At 72.4% G+C, this 16674-nt stretch carries 17 protein-coding genes and 1 rRNA gene; 5 read left to right on the top strand and 13 right to left on the bottom strand.

Annotated elements, in window-relative coordinates:
• Window position 1: 1 nt before the first annotated feature.
• The gene (locus B072_RS0123020) at window positions 2–781 is read right to left on the bottom strand and encodes a hypothetical protein (RefSeq protein ID WP_018532338.1); all 780 of its coding nucleotides are present in this window, start codon (window positions 779–781) and stop codon (window positions 2–4) included.
• A gap of 75 nt (window positions 782–856) precedes the next feature.
• Complete coding sequence (gene recN, locus B072_RS0123015; protein WP_018532337.1) at window positions 857–2581, bottom strand: DNA repair protein RecN; 1725 nt, start codon at window positions 2579–2581, stop codon at window positions 857–859.
• A 192-nt stretch (window positions 2582–2773) separates the two neighbouring features.
• Between recN and B072_RS0123010 the strand changes: the two genes are divergently transcribed.
• Window positions 2774–4123, top strand: coding sequence for an FtsX-like permease family protein (locus B072_RS0123010; RefSeq protein ID WP_063746466.1), 1350 nt, complete (start codon window positions 2774–2776; stop codon window positions 4121–4123).
• Between the two features lie 36 nt (window positions 4124–4159).
• Here B072_RS0123010 and B072_RS0123005 read toward each other — a convergent pair whose 3' ends face one another.
• The 4 genes from B072_RS0123005 to B072_RS0122990 are packed head-to-tail and all read right to left on the bottom strand — an operon-like array spanning window position 4160 to window position 7132.
• Window positions 4160–5077 carry a DUF6891 domain-containing protein gene (locus B072_RS0123005; RefSeq protein ID WP_018532335.1) on the bottom strand — a complete coding sequence of 306 codons (918 nt, stop codon included), beginning with the start codon at window positions 5075–5077 and terminating at the stop codon, window positions 4160–4162.
• A gap of 57 nt (window positions 5078–5134) precedes the next feature.
• Window positions 5135–6040 (bottom strand): NAD kinase, encoded by a 906-nt coding sequence (locus B072_RS0123000; protein WP_018532334.1) that lies wholly within the window; start codon window positions 6038–6040, stop codon window positions 5135–5137.
• Window positions 6037–6852 (bottom strand): TlyA family RNA methyltransferase, encoded by an 816-nt coding sequence (locus tag B072_RS0122995; protein WP_026246191.1) that lies wholly within the window; start codon window positions 6850–6852, stop codon window positions 6037–6039. Before B072_RS0122995 ends, B072_RS0123000 begins: the two co-directional genes overlap by 4 nt.
• 7 nt (window positions 6853–6859) lie before the next feature.
• Window positions 6860–7132 carry a hypothetical protein gene (locus tag B072_RS0122990; protein ID WP_018532332.1) on the bottom strand — a complete coding sequence of 91 codons (273 nt, stop codon included), beginning with the start codon at window positions 7130–7132 and terminating at the stop codon, window positions 6860–6862.
• 42 nt (window positions 7133–7174) lie between these two features.
• Here B072_RS0122990 and B072_RS0122985 point away from each other — a divergent pair, with 42 nt between their 5' ends.
• Window positions 7175–7522, top strand: a complete 348-nt coding sequence (locus B072_RS0122985; protein WP_026246190.1) for an SCP2 sterol-binding domain-containing protein — start codon at window positions 7175–7177, stop codon at window positions 7520–7522.
• Here the strand turns inward: B072_RS0122985 and B072_RS0122980 are convergent.
• From B072_RS0122980 to B072_RS0122970, 3 genes are read right to left on the bottom strand one after another with little or no spacing between them, the layout of a single operon-like run.
• Window positions 7506–8384 carry an ABC transporter ATP-binding protein gene (locus B072_RS0122980; RefSeq protein ID WP_078506550.1) on the bottom strand — a complete coding sequence of 293 codons (879 nt, stop codon included), beginning with the start codon at window positions 8382–8384 and terminating at the stop codon, window positions 7506–7508. The two genes, B072_RS0122985 and B072_RS0122980, sit on opposite strands and share 17 nt — an antisense overlap.
• Entirely contained in the window at window positions 8381–9418 is a 1038-nt protein-coding gene (locus B072_RS0122975) for a FecCD family ABC transporter permease (RefSeq protein WP_018532329.1), read from the bottom strand. Before B072_RS0122975 ends, B072_RS0122980 begins: the two co-directional genes overlap by 4 nt.
• On the bottom strand, window positions 9415–10461 hold the full coding sequence (locus tag B072_RS0122970; protein WP_026246189.1) for a FecCD family ABC transporter permease: 1047 nt from the start codon (window positions 10459–10461) through the stop codon (window positions 9415–9417). The genes B072_RS0122975 and B072_RS0122970 overlap by 4 nt, the downstream gene beginning before the upstream one ends.
• 63 nt (window positions 10462–10524) lie before the next feature.
• Between B072_RS0122970 and B072_RS48310 the strand changes: the two genes are divergently transcribed.
• Window positions 10525–10686 carry a hypothetical protein gene (locus tag B072_RS48310; protein ID WP_018532327.1) on the top strand — a complete coding sequence of 54 codons (162 nt, stop codon included), beginning with the start codon at window positions 10525–10527 and terminating at the stop codon, window positions 10684–10686.
• Window positions 10683–11516, top strand: a complete 834-nt coding sequence (locus B072_RS0122960; RefSeq protein WP_018532326.1) for a siderophore-interacting protein — start codon at window positions 10683–10685, stop codon at window positions 11514–11516. The genes B072_RS48310 and B072_RS0122960 overlap by 4 nt, the downstream gene beginning before the upstream one ends.
• Window positions 11517–11607: 91 nt before the next feature.
• Here B072_RS0122960 and B072_RS0122955 read toward each other — a convergent pair whose 3' ends face one another.
• Entirely contained in the window at window positions 11608–12660 is a 1053-nt protein-coding gene (locus B072_RS0122955; RefSeq protein WP_018532325.1) for an HAD-IIA family hydrolase, read from the bottom strand.
• A gap of 72 nt (window positions 12661–12732) precedes the next feature.
• Here B072_RS0122955 and B072_RS0122950 point away from each other — a divergent pair, with 72 nt between their 5' ends.
• Window positions 12733–14040: a DUF1015 family protein gene (locus B072_RS0122950; protein WP_018532324.1), complete on the top strand. Its 1308-nt coding sequence runs from the start codon at window positions 12733–12735 to the stop codon at window positions 14038–14040.
• Window positions 14041–14087: 47 nt separating this feature from the next.
• Here B072_RS0122950 and B072_RS48755 read toward each other — a convergent pair whose 3' ends face one another.
• The 3 genes from B072_RS48755 to rrf all read right to left on the bottom strand — a co-directional run bounded on the left by B072_RS48755 (window position 14088) and on the right by rrf (window position 16544).
• On the bottom strand, window positions 14088–14882 hold the full coding sequence (locus B072_RS48755; protein ID WP_199791085.1) for a hypothetical protein: 795 nt from the start codon (window positions 14880–14882) through the stop codon (window positions 14088–14090).
• A complete protein-coding gene (locus B072_RS48750) occupies window positions 14774–16231 on the bottom strand; it encodes a hypothetical protein (protein WP_018532322.1) in 1458 nt (485 codons plus the stop codon). Before B072_RS48750 ends, B072_RS48755 begins: the two co-directional genes overlap by 109 nt.
• 196 nt (window positions 16232–16427) lie before the next feature.
• Window positions 16428–16544: ribosomal RNA gene (rrf, locus tag B072_RS0122935) — 5S ribosomal RNA — on the bottom strand.
• Window positions 16545–16674: the final 130 nt, after the last annotated feature.

Raw genomic sequence — 16674 nt, 5'->3', positions numbered from 1 at the left:
CTCACACGGGTGACGTGACCGGCGTCCGTGTTGCCGCGGCGAGGGCGCTGACCCGGTCCCCGTACGCGGCCGCGGCGACGAGCCCCGCGGCGTGCGCGACCAGGCCCGCGCGCCCGTTCCCCGCGACGATCGCGACGCCGATCGCGGCCCCCAGGGCGTGCGCCCCGCTGTCGCCGAGCATGCCGTGTTCCCCGAGGTCGTCGGGGAGCACGGCGGCCGCGGCGCCCATCGGCGCGGCGGCGAGCGCACCGCGCAGCAGGCCGGGAGCGCCGAGGGCGAGGGCGACCTGGGCCGCGCGTCCGGGGCGTACGTCCACGAGGTTGAGGAAGTGCGCCGTGCCCGCGACGACGACGCCCCCGAGCAGCTTGTCGACGGGGCGCTTCTTGAGCAGCGCGCTCGCGGCGAGCCCGGCGGCCGAGATACCGAACAACTTCACGGCGCCGCTGGTGAGTTCGCCGTCCCGCAGCGCCCCCAGGTGCGCCCGGAATCCTCGCCGCGGGTCACCCTTTCCCGCCACGTCGTCGTACGCGCCGCAGGCACCGGCGGCGAGCGTGGCGATCAGCGCGGGCCCGCGCGTGCCGGGCCCCGCGGTCAGCGCGCCGGCCGCGGCGCCGAGCGTGGCGGCGGGCCCCGGGCTCAGGTCGACGGTCCGTCCCGCGTAGTTCTTCCGGTCCCAGAGCCCGGCGCCGCCCGGCTTCGTACGGCGGAGAAAACCGCAGGCGGCACCGGTGACTCCGGCGGCGAGGACCGCGGAGCGAACGGCGCGGGTCGGATCGATCATGGGTTCAGCCCAGACACGCCCTTCAGGGGCGCGGGGCTGTGGCAGCAGCCCCGCGTGGAGAACCCGGCGCAGCGCTCACCCATCGGCCCGGGCCGCCGCGAGAAGCTCCTCGGCGTGCGCCCGCGCCGTCTCCGAGTCCTCCTGCCCGGCGAGCATCCGCGACAACTCCCGTACGCGGTCCTCCCCTTCGAGCACCGTGACGCCGGACCGGGTCACGGACCCGTCGTTCGTCTTCTCCACGAGCAGTTGCCGGTCGGCGAACGCCGCGACCTGCGGCAGGTGCGTGACGACCACGACCTGAGCCGACTTGGCGAGCTTGGCGAGGCGCCGGCCGATCTCGACGGCCGCCTTGCCGCCGACTCCGGCGTCGACCTCGTCGAAGAGGTAGGTCGGCACGGGATCGGTCCCGGCGAAGACGACCTCCACCGCGAGCATCACGCGGGAGAGTTCACCGCCGGACGCGCCCTTGGCGATGGGCCGCGGCGGCGCGCCCGGATGCGGCGCGAGCAGCAGCTCGACCTCGTCGACGCCGCTCGGCCCGCACACGACGGTGCGACCGTCGACCTCGACGCCGTCGGCGGTGTCGGTCTCGGTCTGCCGGATGTCGAAGGAGATCCGCGCGTGCGGCATGGCGAGCGAGGCCAGCTCCTCGGTGACGGCGGCGGCGAACCGCGCGGCCGCCTCGACCCGGGCGTGCGTCAACTCCTGGGCGAGCTGCCCGAGTTCACCGCCGAGCGACGCGCGCTCCGCGGCCAGTTCGTCGATCCGCTCGTCGTCGCCGTCGAGTTCGAGGAGGCGGGCGGAACTCTGCTCTGACCACGCGAGCACACCGGCGACGTCCTCGCCGTACTTGCGCGTCAGCGCGGTCAGCGCGGCCCTGCGCTCCTCCACGGCCGCGAGCCGCAGCGGGTCCGCGTCCAAGTCGTCGGCATACCCGGCGAGTTCGGCGGCCACGTCGGTGAGCAGGATCTGCACCTCGCCGATCCGCTCGGCGAGGGTGCCGAGGGCGGGATCGTGCGACCGCACCGCCTCCAGGGCCCGGTGGGCGCCACCGACCAGCGTCTGCGCGTCGACTCCCTCCGGGTCCTCGGGGTTTCCGGCGAGCGCGGCGTGCGCTACGGCCGCGGCGGACGCGAGCGCCTCCGCGTGCCCGAGCCGCGACGCCTCCTCGGCCAGCTCCACGTCCTCCCCGGCCCGGGGCTCCACCGCGGCGATCTCGTCGAGCCCGAACCGCAGCAGATCCGCCTCCTGCGCCCGCTCGCGCGCCCGTGTGGTGATCTCTTCGAGTTCGGCGCTGACGGCCTTCAGCCGCCGGTACACGGAGGTGTACTTGGCGAGCGGCTTCGCGACGGCGTCCCCGGCGTACCGGTCGAGCGCCTGCCGCTGCCGCCCGAGCTTGAGCAGCCCCTGCTGATCGGTCTGCCCGTGCACGGCGACGAGTTCGTCGGCGAGTTCGGCGAGCACGCCCACGGGCACCGAACGCCCGCCCAGATGGGCCCGCGAGCGCCCCTCGGCGGAAACGGTACGGCTGACGAGCAGCACCCCGTCCTCCAGCTCGGCACCGGCCTCCTCCGCGCGCGCGGCCGCGGCGGAGTTCGCGGGCACGCTGATGCGCCCCTCGACCACCGCGTTCTTCGCCCCGATCCGCACCAGGGCAGGATCGGACCGCCCACCGAGCAGCAGTCCGAGACTGGTGACGACCATGGTCTTGCCCGCGCCGGTCTCACCGGTCACCGCGGTGAAACCGGGCGACAGCTCGACCGCCGCGTCGTCGATGACTCCGAGCGACCGTATCCGCATCTCCTCCAACACGGACACGACCTTACGAGGTCGGGGGCCGCCTGTGCGACGGGCCCTCGTCCACCGGGCCGAACGAGCAGGTGGCACAGGGCTCGGATCACCCGCGCGAGTGGAGGGTGGGGCTGTCCCCAGGGCAGACTCGCGGGGCCGCCTCATGGCCCGGCCGCCGCCGTCCCGCGCACGCTGGATCCCATGAGTACGGTACTGGCGCACGCTGCCCTCAGGGCCCATCGTCCGGCGTTCGTGGGGACGGCGGTGGCGGCGCTCTTCGCGGCCACGGTGGTGAGCGCGTCCACCATGGTCCTCACCTCGACGAACACGCACGCCGTCTCTCCATCGGCCCGTCACCGCATCACGACGAACGGAGTCGGCGACATCGCGGCCGTGCTCCTGATCGGTTCGATCTACATGTCGATTTTCGTCGTGGTCGCCACGATGGGCACGGCCGTCGCCCAGCAGCACCGCGAGCTCGCTCTCGTCCGCGCCATCGGCGCCCGTCCCCGCCAGGTCCGCCGCGCGGTCGTGCTGCAGGCCCTCGCCGCCTCCGTGCCGGCCGCCCTGCTCGGTTTCGTGCTGGGCGGCACGGTCCTGGCCCCCATGTGGTTCCACGGCATGGTGACGCACGGCCTGGTCCCCGCCTCCGTCCCGTACCGCTTCTCCTGGCTCGCGCTCCCGGTCTGCCTGGCGGTGGCGACGGTGACGTCCGCGCTCGCCGCGCTGCTGGCCTCGCTCCGCTTCTCCGTTCTCCGGCCCGCCCACGCCCTGGCGGAGGCCGCGGCGGGCCGGCGCCGTCTCGGTGCGCTCCGTGCTCCCCTGGGCGCTGTGGCGATCGCGGCCGCGGCCTTCCTCTCCGTACTCCTGTCGAGGCAGTCCCCGCAGGAGGCGAACGCGGGGGCCTTCCTGGTCCTGCTTCTCTTCTGTGCGGGGGTGGGTCTGCTCGGGCCGCGGCTCATCGGGCCGGCGGCCCGGCTGGTCTCGGCCCTGCTCGGCCGCTGCGGCCCGAGCGCGCGCCTGGCGATGCGCAATGTCCGCTCGGAGCCCCGCCGGTTCGGCGCCGCGGTGATCCCGCTGGTCCTCGTCGTGGGTTTCGGCCTCACGAAGATCGCCCTGCGCACGACGGCCGCGCACGTGACGGGGTCGGCGGGCAGCCGGGGCGAGATCTGGCTCGACTACCTGGGCACTTCGCTGTACGTGGGCTTCGCGGCGATCGCCTCGGCCAACACCCTCGCCATGATCTCCCTGGAACGCCGCCGCGACCTGGCCCTGCTCCGTGTGGTCGGCTCGCAGCGCGGGCAGATCAGGGCGATGGCGTGCTGGGAGGCCCTGGTGGTGGCCGGCACGGCTCTGCTCCTGGGCACGATCATCGCGCTGGCGACCCTGGCCCCGATCCTGAGCACCACGTTCGGCTCCCCGCTGCCGTACGTCCCGTGGGCGGTGGCGGCGGCGATCGCGCTGGGCACGGTGGTGCTGACGGTGACGTCGACGGGGGTGCCGGTACAGGCGGGGCTGCGAGGGCGCCCGATCGACGTCGTACGGACGTGAAGGCGCCGGAGACCAGGCCGGTCGCCCCGCCCCTCCTCAGCCGACCAGGCGGCGCCGCCAGTCCAGCGGGGTGAGGTGCACGGCGCTGCCCGGGTCACCGTCCCAGACCGTGGGCAGACCGACGGCGTCCAGCGCGGCGACCACCTCACGGCCGACCGCCGCGGTGGTCGCGGCCGAGTCGTCGAAGCCGCCGTACAGGAGCATCAGGCCCTGCCCGGCCGCGGCGGAATCGGTGCACTGGGTGTGGAAGTAGACGAAGCCACGGGTGCCGGGGGCCGTCTCGGCGCCGATCTCCGCGTCCCCGCAGTTGCGGCAGCACGCGAAGTTCTCCCGGGCGACGATGCCGGCGGCCCCCAGGGCGGCGAAGGCGCGGGTGAGTCGCTCGGGGTCGGTCTCGCCCCGCCATCCGGCCTGTTCGGCGACGCGCTCCAGCCACAACCGGTCGGCGAGCGCCCGTGCCTGCGCCGGTGAGACGGGTCGCCGGTCCTCGGTGACCAGGTGCTCCTCGGCGATCTCGGCCAGCTCGGCGCGGGTCGCGTAGCCCCCGTGCAGCGTTTCGCGGACCTGCCGTTCCAGCTCCGCGCGCTCGTCGTCGGCGAGGTCCAGCGGCGGGACGTCCGGTGCGGTCCCCATGTCGAGGAGCGACCAGTCGTGCCCCGCGTCCCAGCCGGGCTCCTGGCGGGCCCAGCCGGTCAGCGCCGCGATGACCGCCTCGGGCTCAGCGACCTCGGTCCCGAAGTGGCGGTCGGCGCCGCCCGCACGGTGCTCAAGGGTGTAGTCACCGCCGGTCTTGTGCCAGACCTGCGCGAACACGTCGGGCAGGTCCGGTATCCGCTGGAGCACGAGGAACCGGTCGCCCTCGTCCCCGATCCGCCGGACGAGCGCGCCCAACTCCTCGGGGGAGACGGTCACATGCCGCTCCCAGTTCTCCGTCCGCACCACGATCTCAAGCATGCTCAGACTCTGGCACACGGCACTGACAACGGCCCCTGACGCCTCAGCTCGGTGCGGTCAGTGCGGCGCCCCGCGCCAGCCCGCCACCGGCAGCGCGAACTTGGCCACGAGCCGGTCCGTGAAGACCGCGTGGTGCAGCCGGGCGAGCCGCACCGGCACGGCGCCGCGCCGCACCTCCACACGCGCGCCCGCGGGCAGTTCGACGGTGCGCCGCCCGTCGCACCAGAGCACCCCGTGCGGCGTGTGCTGCTGCACCTCGACGGCGAGCACCGAGTTCGGCGACGTCACCAGCGGCTTGGCGAACAGCGCGTGCGCGCTGATCGGCACCATCAGCAGCGCCTCGACCTCGGGCCACACCACGGGCCCGCCCGCCGAGAAGGCGTACGCGGTCGACCCGGTCGGGGTGGCGCACACGATGCCGTCGCAGCCGAACCCGGTGACCGGCCGCCCGTCGATCTCCAGGACGACCTCCAGCATCCGCTCGGGCTCGACCTTCTGGACCGCCGCCTCGTTCAGCGCCCAGTCCTCGTGCACGATGTCGCCGTTGCGGTGCACGACGACGTCGATCGTCATGCGCTCCTCGACGTCGTACTCCTTGGTGACGACCCGGTCGACGACCTTGTCGAGGTCGTCGCGCTCGGCCTCCGCGAGGAAGCCGACCCGCCCCAGGTTCACCCCGAGCATCGGCACTCCGGAGGCCCGGGCGAACTCGGCGCCGCGCAGCAGCGTCCCGTCGCCGCCGAGCACGATCAGCAGCTCACACCCGTCGAGACAGGCGGGCGTGGCCTCCTTCACCAGCTCGACGGAGTCCGGCAACGGCAGATCGGACGCCTCGGACTCGAGGACCCGCACCCCGATGCCGCTGCGCAGCAGGCCCTCGACGACGCGTTCGGCACTGCGGATGGCCGCGGGCCGCCCGGTGTGCGCGAGCAGGAAAACAGTACGAGCTCGGGTCTGTGTCAACGCGGCCCCTCCGCCACTGCACGGTCAACGTCGGCCGGGTCCAGTTCGGGCGCCCCGGCTCGCAGCCACAGAAAGTACTCGACATTCCCGGAAGGGCCGGGCAACGGACTCGCGGTCACGCCACGCACCCCGAGGCCGAGCTTCCAGGCCTGCGCGGCGACCCCGCGCACGGTCTCGGCCCGCAGTTCGGGGCTGCGCACGACGCCGCCGCTGCCGAGGCGCTCCTTGCCGATCTCGAACTGCGGCTTGACCATCAGCACGAGGTCGGCGTCCGGCGCCGCACACCGCGCCAGGGCGGGCAGCACGAGCCCGAGCGGGATGAAGGACAGGTCACCGACCACGATGTCCACGGGCACCTCATCGATCGCCTCCAGCGTCAACTCGCGTACGTTCGTACGGTCCTTGACGGTGACGCGTTCATCGCTCTGCAGCGACCAGGCGAGTTGCCCGTACCCGACGTCGACGGCGACCACGTGCGCGACCCCGGCCCGCAGCAGCACATCGGTGAAGCCTCCGGTGGAGGCGCCGGCGTCCAGCGCCCGGCGTCCCTCCACCACGAGCCCCTGCGGAACGAACGCCTCCAGCGCGCCCGCGAGCTTGTGCCCGCCGCGCGAGACGTAGTCGGGATCGCCGTCGTCCTGCTGGACGACGATGGCCGCGGCCGTCTCCACCTGCGTCGCGGGCTTGGTCGCGACGGTCTTGCCGACGGTGACCCGCCCCGCGGCGATCAGCTGGCTGGCGTGCTCGCGCGAGCGGGCCAGCTTGCGGCGGACGAGTTCGGCGTCGAGGCGGCGACGTGCCACACCTGCCACGGTCGGTTCAGCTCCTGTGCTCATACGGGGACGAGGGCTGGGGCCGCGCGTCCAGCGCCGTCAGCGCCGCTCGCAGCCCCTGGTGTACATCCTCGTACACCTCGACGTGCCCGTCCGCCGCGAGGTGGTCCACATCGGCGAGACGCCCGAGCTGCGCGTCCACCTCTGCGTTGCCGGTGGGGGTGCGCTCGATGCCGAGCGGGGCCGGGGCGGCGGGGTCGTACGAGGGCTCCTGCGGAGCCTCGGGCTCCGGTTCCACTTCGGGGAAAGAGTCGCTCATGCCCAGACGCTACCTCGAAGCGCCGGTGTACCGTCGATCACGATGGCGACGATGGAGGAGTGCCGGGCGGCGCTCGAGAAACTCTCGGACAACATGGCGGGCGCCGACGGCGACGCCCGCGCGGCGATGGCGCTCGACCGCTCGCTGAGCTGCCACATCAGGGATCTGGACGTGACGTTTTCCGGCCGTCTCGAGGACGGCCGGATCACGGTGCTCGACACCCGCCCCGGGCCACCCGGGCAGAAGGCGCAGATCCGCCTCGCGATGACCGGGGACGACCTGGTGGCGATGGTGAACGGGCAGCTGAACTTCGCGAAGGCCTGGGCCGCCGGCCGTGTGAAGCTGGAGGCCTCGTTCCGCGATCTGCTGCGCCTCAGGACGCTGCTTTAGCCACTTCCGGCGCGGGCGGGAGCGTCGGTGCCTTGCGCCGGGACTGCCGGGCCGCGGGCACCACCAGCGGCGTCCCCGTCTCCGGGTCGTCGATGACCTGGCACTTCATCCCGAAGAGCCGCTCGACGAGCTCGGCGGTGACGATGTCGCCGGGCGCACCCTCCGCGATCACCTCGCCGTCGCGCAGCGCGATGAGGTGGGTCGCGTACCGGGCGGCGTGGTTGAGGTCGTGGAGCACGGCGACGAGCGTGCGCCCCTGCTCCTCGTGCAGCTCGGCACAGAGGTCGAGCACGTCGATCTGGTGCTGGATGTCCAGGTACGTCGTCGGCTCGTCGAGCAGCAGCAGCGGCGTCTGCTGGGCGAGCGCCATGGCGATCCACACGCGCTGGCGCTGACCGCCGGAGAGCTCGTCCACGTACCGGTCGGCGAGCTCGGCGACGCCGGTGGACTCCATCGACTCCCGGACGACCTTCTCGTCCTCCGGCGACCACTGGCGCAGCAGGCCCTGGTGCGGGTAGCGGCCGCGGGCGACGAGGTCGCCGACGGTGATGCCGTCGGGCGCGACGGACGACTGCGGCAGCAGGCCGAGCGTCCTGGCGACCTTCTTCGCGGGCATCGACTGGATGACGCTGCCGTCGAGCAGGACCCGGCCGGTACTCGGCTTGAGCATGCGGGACAGGGCGCGCAGGAGCGTGGACTTGCCGCAGGCGTTGGGGCCGACGATCACCGTGAACGAGTTGTCGGGGATCTCGACGGACAGCTTCTCGGCGATGACACGCTGGTCGTATCCGAGGGTCACGTCGTCGGCCATCAGCCTGTTCACGGCGGTGCTCCTTTGGTTCGTACGAATACCGGGGTTCATATCCGCCCCGCCTTGCGCTCGGTGACGAGCAGCCACAGCAGATAGGCGCCGCCGACGGTGCCCGTGACCACGCCCACGGGCAGTTGGTCGGCGCCGAACGCCCGCTGCGAGACCAGGTCGGCGACGATCAGCAGGGTCGCGCCGAGGACCGTGGACGCCAGCAGGTTGGGCCCGGGGGACCTGGTCAGGCGGCGCGCGATCTGCGGGGCGGTGAGCGCCACGAAGGTCACGGGGCCCGCGGCGGCGGTCGCGGCCGCGGTCAGGACCACGGAGGCGGCGAGCAGCAGCAGCCGCGTCCGCTCGACCGGCACGCCCAGGGCACCGGCCGCGTCGTCGCCCATCTCCAGCATCCGCAGCGCCCGGCCGTACCAGGCGACGAGCGGCACGACGACGACGAACAGGAGCAGCAGCGGCCAGACCTGGGTCCAGTCGCGGCCGTTGAGCGAGCCGGTCATCCAGACGGTGGCGCGGGCGGCGTCGACGAAGTCGGCCTTGGTGAGCAGATAGCCGTTGATGGCGGTGACGAACGCGGAGACGCCGATGCCGACCAGCACGAGCCGGTAGCCGTGCACACCCCGTTTCCAGGCCAGTACGTAGATGGCGAGACCGGTGACGAGGCCGCCCACCAGCGCACCGAAGGCGACCTGCGCCGCGCTGCCGCCGAAGATCACGATCATCACGAGGGCGCCGGCGGTCGCTCCCTGGCCGAGACCGAGCACGTCCGGGCTGCCCAGCGGGTTGCGCGAGATGGACTGGAACAGCGCGCCGGAGAGGCCGAGCGCGCCGCCCACGAGCAGTCCGACGAGAACCCGCGGAAGCCGCAGGTCGTTGATGATGAACTCCTGCCCGGCGTTCCCGTTGCCCGCGAGGGTGCGCAGGACGTCCATGGCCGGGATCGGGAAGTCGCCGGTGCCGATGAGCACGACGCTCGCGGCGAGCACGACGACGACGAGGACCGCCACGACGACGGCCGCTCGTATGTCGAGCCGTACGGAGAGTCCGCCCGGAGTGCGGACCGCCTTGGTCGTCTTCACAGCTGGGCCATCCTCCGGCGTCGTACGAGAACAATGAAGACGGGCGCACCGATGACGGCGGTGACGATGCCGACCTGAAGTTCGGAGGGCCGGGCCACGACGCGGCCTATCACGTCGGCGCCGAGCAGCAGCACCGGCGACAGGACCGCCGAGTACGGCAGGATCCAGCGCTGGTCGGGCCCGGTGAAGGAGCGCACCATGTGCGGCACCATCAGGCCGACGAAGGCGATGGGCCCGCAGGCCGCGGTGGCCGCGCCGCACAGCAGGGTGGCGGAGAGCATGCCGAGCGCGCGGGTCCGCCCGAGGTGGGCGCCGAGCGCGCGGGCGGTGTCGTCGCCCATGGCCATGGCGTTGAGCGGCCGGGCGAGCCCGAGCGCGAGCACGGCGCCGACGGCGATGAACGGCCACACCTGCTGAACGGTGTGCATGGTGGCGGTGGCCAGCGAGCCGACCTGCCAGAACCGCATCCGGTTGAGCGCCATGTCGTCGGTGATCATCACCGCGTAGAGATAGCCGGAGAGGGCGGCGCTGATGGCCGTCCCGGCGAGGGCGAGCCGCACCGGCGTCGCGTTCCGGGTCCCCCCGAGCACGTACACGAGCACGCCCACGACGGCCGCGCCCACGAAGGCGAACCACACGTACCCGCTGAGCGAGGTCACCCCGAAGAAGCTGATGCCGGTGACGACGGCGGCCGACGCGCCCATGTTGATGCCGAGGATTCCGGGGTCGGCCAGCGGATTGCGGGTCAGCGCCTGGAGGACGGCGCCGGCGAGGCCGAGCGCGAGCCCGGCGAGAAGACCGAGGACGGTGCGCGATATTCGCTCCCCGACGACCACGTCCGCGTAGGTCCCGGTGTCGTGGAACAGCCCGTGCCAGACCTGGTCGAGCGAGAGCGACTTGGCTCCCACCGCGATGCTCGCCACGACGACGACCACCAGCACGAGGAGCGACGCGAGCAGCCCGGCGGTGCGTATCGCCGCACGACGGCCGGGGGGCGCGGGAGCGGTCTCCGCGCTTGTTTCTGGGGGACTGTCGACCAACACGAGGTTAGGTTAGCCTACCCTCCAATTCAGCCACATCCCGCTGTGCCGAGAGAAGGATCTCGTATGCCTTCCCCAGCCCTTCCCACGGCCCCCGCCCCGACCCGCCGCACCCTGCTCGCGACCGGCGGAGCACCCGGCCTCACCACACTGCTGACCACCTGCGGCGGCGACAAACCCACGGTGTCCACATCCGGGGACGGCAGCGACACGAAGAAGGCCCCATGACCACCCCTGCCGCCTCCCCCGCCACCTCCCCGTTCCGCTTCTTCGACCTCCACGTCGTACGTGCCACCGCGCTCACGCCCTCCATGATCCGGGTGGTCTTCGGCGGCGACGACGTGTCCCGGATGGCTTCGGCCGGCCGCGACCAGCGCATCAAGCTGTTCCTGCCGTCGCCGGGCCACGACGCGCCGGCCGTCCCGCGCGACGTCGCCGACCCCGACCGGTACACGGCCTGGCGGTCCCTGGACCCGTCGACCCGCGGTGTGATGCGCACCTACACGATCCGTGAACTGCGCACCTCTCCGGCCGAGTTGACCGTCGACTTCGCGGTGCACGGCGACGAGGGCCCCGCCTCCCGCTGGGCCCTGCGCGCGACCGTCGGCGACCGGGTGGGCGTCCTGGCCCCGGTGGTCGAGGACAACGTGGCGTACGAGTTCCGCCCGCCCGTCGACACCGACTGGGTGCTGCTCACCGCCGACGCGTCGGCGCTCCCGGCCGTGGCGGGCATCCTGGGCCACCTGCCCCCGACGATGCCGGTGCGCGCCTGGATCGAGGTCCCCACCCCGGCCGACCACCAGCCGCTCCCCGCCGGCCTGGACTCGGCCATCACCTGGCTCACGACGCCGGCCACCACCACCGAGGCGATCCGGGCCGCCGCGCTCCCCGCGGGCGTCCCCTACGCCTGGGTGGCCGGTGAATCCTCGACGGTGAAGTCGGTCCGCCGCCATCTGGTCCGGGACCGGGGCATCCCGCGCACCCGGGTCCAGTTCTCGGGCTACTGGCGCAACGGCACATCGGAGGACCACCTCATGCAGACAGAGGAAGCGGCCTGAAGGAGGCGCGGCGAAGCCCCAGGAACGGGACGAGGAGGAGGGGCGCTCCTACAAACCCCAGCCCCCCACCCCACACAGTCCTCACCCGCGCCTACAGCCCCAGCCGGTCCAGCGCCTTCCCCGAGTCCAGCTCACAGACCCCGTCCCCGGCGGAGCCCCACGCGGCCCCGCACAACGCCCGCAGCCCGTCGATGACGTCCCCGTCCCCCGAAAGCTCCAACCGCCCGTCCTTCACCGACGCGACCCACTCACCGCAGCGAACGCCCCCGTCCGCCTCCACGACCTCCGGCTGCTCCCGCAACATCCCCCGGAGGTCCCGGTCCACATAGGTCGGCCGGTGCTGCGGCGGCGCGGCCAGCAGCTGCGCGCCGTCGGTCACCCCGGTCAGGACGAGCAGCGAATCCACTCCCCCGTTGAACGCCCCCTCGATGTCCGTGTCGAGCCGGTCGCCGACCACCAGCGGCGTCTCGGCCCCGGTCCGCAGAATGGTCTCCCGGTGCATCGGCGGCAGCGGCTTCCCCGCGACCTGCGGCTCGGCCCCCGTCGCGATCCGGACGACCTCGACCGCCGCGCCGTTCCCCGGCGCGATGCCCCGTCCGCTCGGAATGGTCAGGTCCGTGTTGGACGCGAACCACGGCACGCCCCGGGCCACCGCGTAACTCGCCTCGGCGAACCGTCCCCACGGCAGATCGGGCCCGCCGAACCCCTGCACCACGGCGGCGGGGTCGTCATCGGCGGACTCCACCGGCTCGAGCCCCCGCTCCCGCAGCGCGACCCGCAGCCCTTCGCCCCCGATCACCAACACCCGCGCCCCTGCGGGCACTTGCTCACTGATGAGCCGGGCGACGGCCTGGGCGGAGGTGATGACGTCGTCGGCCACCGTCGGAATCCCCAGCTCGCTCAGGTGCGCGGCGACCGCGTCGGGCGTCCGCAACGCGTTGTTGGTGACGTACGCGAGCCCCATCCCCCCGTCCCGCGCGACGGCCAGCGACTCCACCGCGTGATCGATGGCCCGCCCGCCCGCGTACACGACCCCGTCCAGATCGAGCAGAGCGGTGTCATACGCCTCGCTCAACGCTCGCGCACTGCCCGCGGGCCGCACCCGAAGCCCGCCGTCGGGCACCCCGTGCTCACTCTGGCTCATTACGTATCGCTCCTCGTTCGATCCGACTCCCCCGATCATCCCCCACGCCACCGACACTCGTACGATGCACGAATGAACACTGCAGGTCGCACGGCGCAGACGGGAAACCACGGCCTGGACCTGATCCCCTTCAGGGGCGTGCGCTACGTCCCCGAGCGGATCGGCAGCCTCGCCGCCGTGACGTCACCCCCGTACGACGTCGTCGTCCGCCCCGACGGCCTGCTCCACCTGGAGAGCGCGGACCCGTACAACATCGTCCGGCTGATCCTTCCGCAGGCGACCGAGCCGGACGCCCGCAACGCCCAGGCGGCCTCGACGCTCCACCGCTGGCTGACCGAGGGCGTCCTCGCCCCGGACCCGGAACCGGCGCTCTACGTCTACGAGCAGCGCAACGGCGACATGCTGCAGCGCGGCATCATCGGCGCCCTCCACCTCTCCGAGGCCGCCGAGGGAATCGTCCTCCCCCACGAGGGCGTCATGCCGCACGTCGTCGAGGACCGCGCCGGCGTCATGCGCGCCACGGAAGCGAACCTCGAACCGCTCCTGCTCACCTACCGGGGCAACGGCGAGGCGACCGGCGCCACGGCCGTCATCGAACGCACCGTGCAGAGCCCGCCGCTCCTCTCCACGACCACGGAGGACGGCTACAGCCACCGTCTGTGGGCCCTCACGGACCCGTCGGACGTCGGCCGGATCCATGACGACCTGGCCGCACGCCAGGCCCTGATCGCCGACGGCCACCACCGCTGGGCGACCTACCTGCGCCTGCGCACGGAACACACCGCACCCACGCCTTCCCCCTGGGACTACGGCCTGGTCCTCCTGGTCGACACGGCCCGCTATCCCCTCCGGGTCCGTGCCATCCACCGCCTCCTCAACCGCCTCCCGCTCGATCGGGCCCTGGCGATGATCGACGGCTCCTTCCGGGTACGGGAGATCGCAGGACCCCTCCCGCACGCCATGGACGCCCTCGCGGAGGCGGCGGCCCGGGGCAACGCCTTCCTGCTGGCCGGTGCCGGCTCCAGCGACACGTACCACCTGCTGGACCGCCCGGATCCGGCCCTTCTCGCCCGCACGATCCGCACCGACCGCCCCGAGCCCTGGCGCACCCTGGACGCGACGGTCCTGCACGCGACGCTGCTCGGTCACGTCTGGCGGATTCCGGAGGACTCCCCGGCCGACGTCGCGTACATCCACGACACGGAGGCCACGGTCGACAAAGCGCGCCGCGACGACGGCACGGCGGTCCTGATGCACCCGGTGCGCGAGGACGTCGTCCGCGAGCTGGCGCAACAGGGCGTGACGATGCCCCGCAAGTCGACCTCGTTCGGCCCGAAGCCGGCGACGGGCCTGGTCCTGCGCACGCTCACCGACGACTGACGGGCGGGCCCCCGAGGGAACCCGCCCGCCACTACTCACCGGCTCGACTACTGCTCGTCGCGCTGCACCTCGTCCGCGGCCTCAGCCTCGGCCTCGGGGGCGGCCTCGGGGGCGGCCTCGGCGACCGGCGCGGCAGCGTCCTCCGCGGTCTCGTCCTCGTCCTCGTCGAAGGCGTCCACGAACTCGACACCGTCCAGCTCGGCCAGCCGGTCCGACGCGTCCGTGCTGCCGTCCTTGTCGGACTCGACGGCCTTGGCGAACCACTCCCGCGCCTCGCCCTCGCGCTCGGCGGCGAGCAGGGCGTCGGCGTACGCGTACCGCAGTCGAGCGGTCCACGGCTGTACGGAGTTCGAGGCGAGCTCAGGGCTCTGCAGCGTGACGATGGCGGCGTCCAGCTGCCCCATGTCCCGCCGCGCCCCGGCCGCGACGAGCCGCATCTCGACCTGCCCGGCCTTGTCCAGCTTCTGCACCTCGGGCGCCCCGGCCATGTCGAGCGCCTTCTCCGGCCGCCCGAGCCCACGCTCGCAGTCGGCCATCACGGGCCACAGCTCGACGTTGCCGGTCATGCGCCGCGCGGCCCGGAACTCGGCCAGCGCCTCGCTGTACTTCTGATTCGCGTACGCGGCAAAGCCTGCGGCCTCCCGCACGGCAGCGACGCGCGAGGCCAGCCGCAGAGCGACCCTCGAGTACCCGTAGGCACCCTCGGGGTCCTCGTCGATCAGCCGGGCGACCATCACCAGGTTCTTGGCGACGTCCTCAGCAAGCCCCTTCGGCAGGGACTGCAGCTCCTGCTGTACGTCCTTGTCGATCTCGAACCCGGAAACGTCCTCGGGAATCGGCAGCCGCTTGATCGGCTCACGGTCCCGATCCCGCTCGTCGCGGAACCGGCCACCACCGCGCCGGTCGTCACCACGTCGGTCATCACGCCCACGGAAACCCCCGGGCCGCCCACCACGGTCATCACGCCCGCGGTAGCCACCGCCGCCACCGCCACGGTTGTCATCACGACGATCACCGCGGTACCCGCCACCACCACGGTTGTCGTCACGGCGGAAGCCACCGCCGCCACCGCGGTTGTCATCACGGCGGTCGTCGCGGCGGTCGTCCCGGCGGTCGTCGCGGCGGAAGGGGGGACGGTCACCGTCACGACGCGGTCCACGGTCCCGGTCACGGTCGCCGTAGGACGGACGATCATCACGCCCACGGAAACCACCACCGCCACCACCGCGATTGTCATCGCGACGGATGCCACTGTTGCCACCACGGTTGTCATCGCGACGGAAGCCACCGCCGCCACCACGGTTGTCGTCACGGCGGAAGCCACCGCCGCCACCGCGATTGTCATCACGGCGGTCGTCGCGGCGGTCGTCGCGGCGGAAGGGGGGACGGTCTCCATCGCGACGCGGTCCACGGTCCCGGTCACGGTCGCCGTAGGACGGACGATCATCACGCCCACGGAAACCACTGTTGCCACCACGGTTGTCATCGCGACGGAAGCCACCGCCGCCACCACGGTTGTCGTCACGGCGGAAGCCACCGCCGCCACCGCGATTGTCATCACGGCGGTCGTCGCGGCGGTCGTCGCGGCGGAAGGGGGGACGGTCTCCATCGCGACGCGGTCCACGGTCCCGGTCACGGTCGCCGTAGGACGGACGATCATCACGCCCACGGAAACCACTGTTGCCACCACGGTTGTCATCGCGACGGAAGCCACCGCCGCCACCACGGTTGTCGTCACGGCGGAAGCCACCGCCGCCACCGCGATTGTCATCACGGCGGTCGTCGCGGCGGTCGTCGCGGCGGAAGGGGGGACGGTCACCATCGCGACGCGGTCCACGGTCCCGGTCACGGTCGCCGTAGGACGGACGATCATCACGCCCACGGAAACCACCACCGCCACCACGGTTGTCATCACGACGATCACCGCGATACCCGCCACCACCACGGTTGTCGTCACGACGGAAGCCACTGTTGCCACCACGGTTGTCGTCACGGCGGAAGCCACCGCCACCGCCACGGTTGTCGTCACGGCGGTCGTCACGCCGGTCGTCGCGGCGGTCGTCGCGGCGGAAGGGGGGACGGTCACCGTCACGACGCGGTCCACGGTCCCGGTCACGGTCGCCGTAGGACGGACGATCATCGCGCCGGTCGCGGCGCGGACCGTCACTGCCGCGGTATCCGCCGCGGTCACCACTGTCCCGGCGGCGCTGGTCGCGCTCGGGTCGCTCGTCGGGAGAGTTGGTGGGCATCGGGTGACTCCTGTCTTCGGTACCGCAGTCATTCTCGCGCAGCCGGGGTGCCGGCGCGCTCCGAGAAGAGCTCTGGAAATACAAAAAGGACCCTTGGTCCCAGCATGTGTGCCGGGACCAAGGGTCCTCTCAATAATAGTTCGGCGGCGTCCTACTCTCCCACAGGGTCCCCCCTGCAGTACCATCGGCGCTGTAAGGCTTAGCTTCCGGGTTCGGAATGTAACCGGGCGTTTCCCTCACGCTATGACCACCGAAACCCTTTCAGACATCTCTCAAAGAGAGACGTATGAACAGGGCGGCGAACTAGCACACTCTTCAATTGATAAGTGAAACTGTTCTGCCAGCACAACCTGTTCGTTGTCTGGGAACAACACAGTGGACGCGA

It is taken from the genome of Streptomyces sp. HmicA12 (genome assembly GCF_000373565.1).
GTDB lineage: Bacteria > Actinomycetota > Actinomycetes > Streptomycetales > Streptomycetaceae > Streptomyces.
Note: the sequence above shows the minus strand (reverse complement) of the source record. Positions and strands in the feature narration are given on the sequence as shown.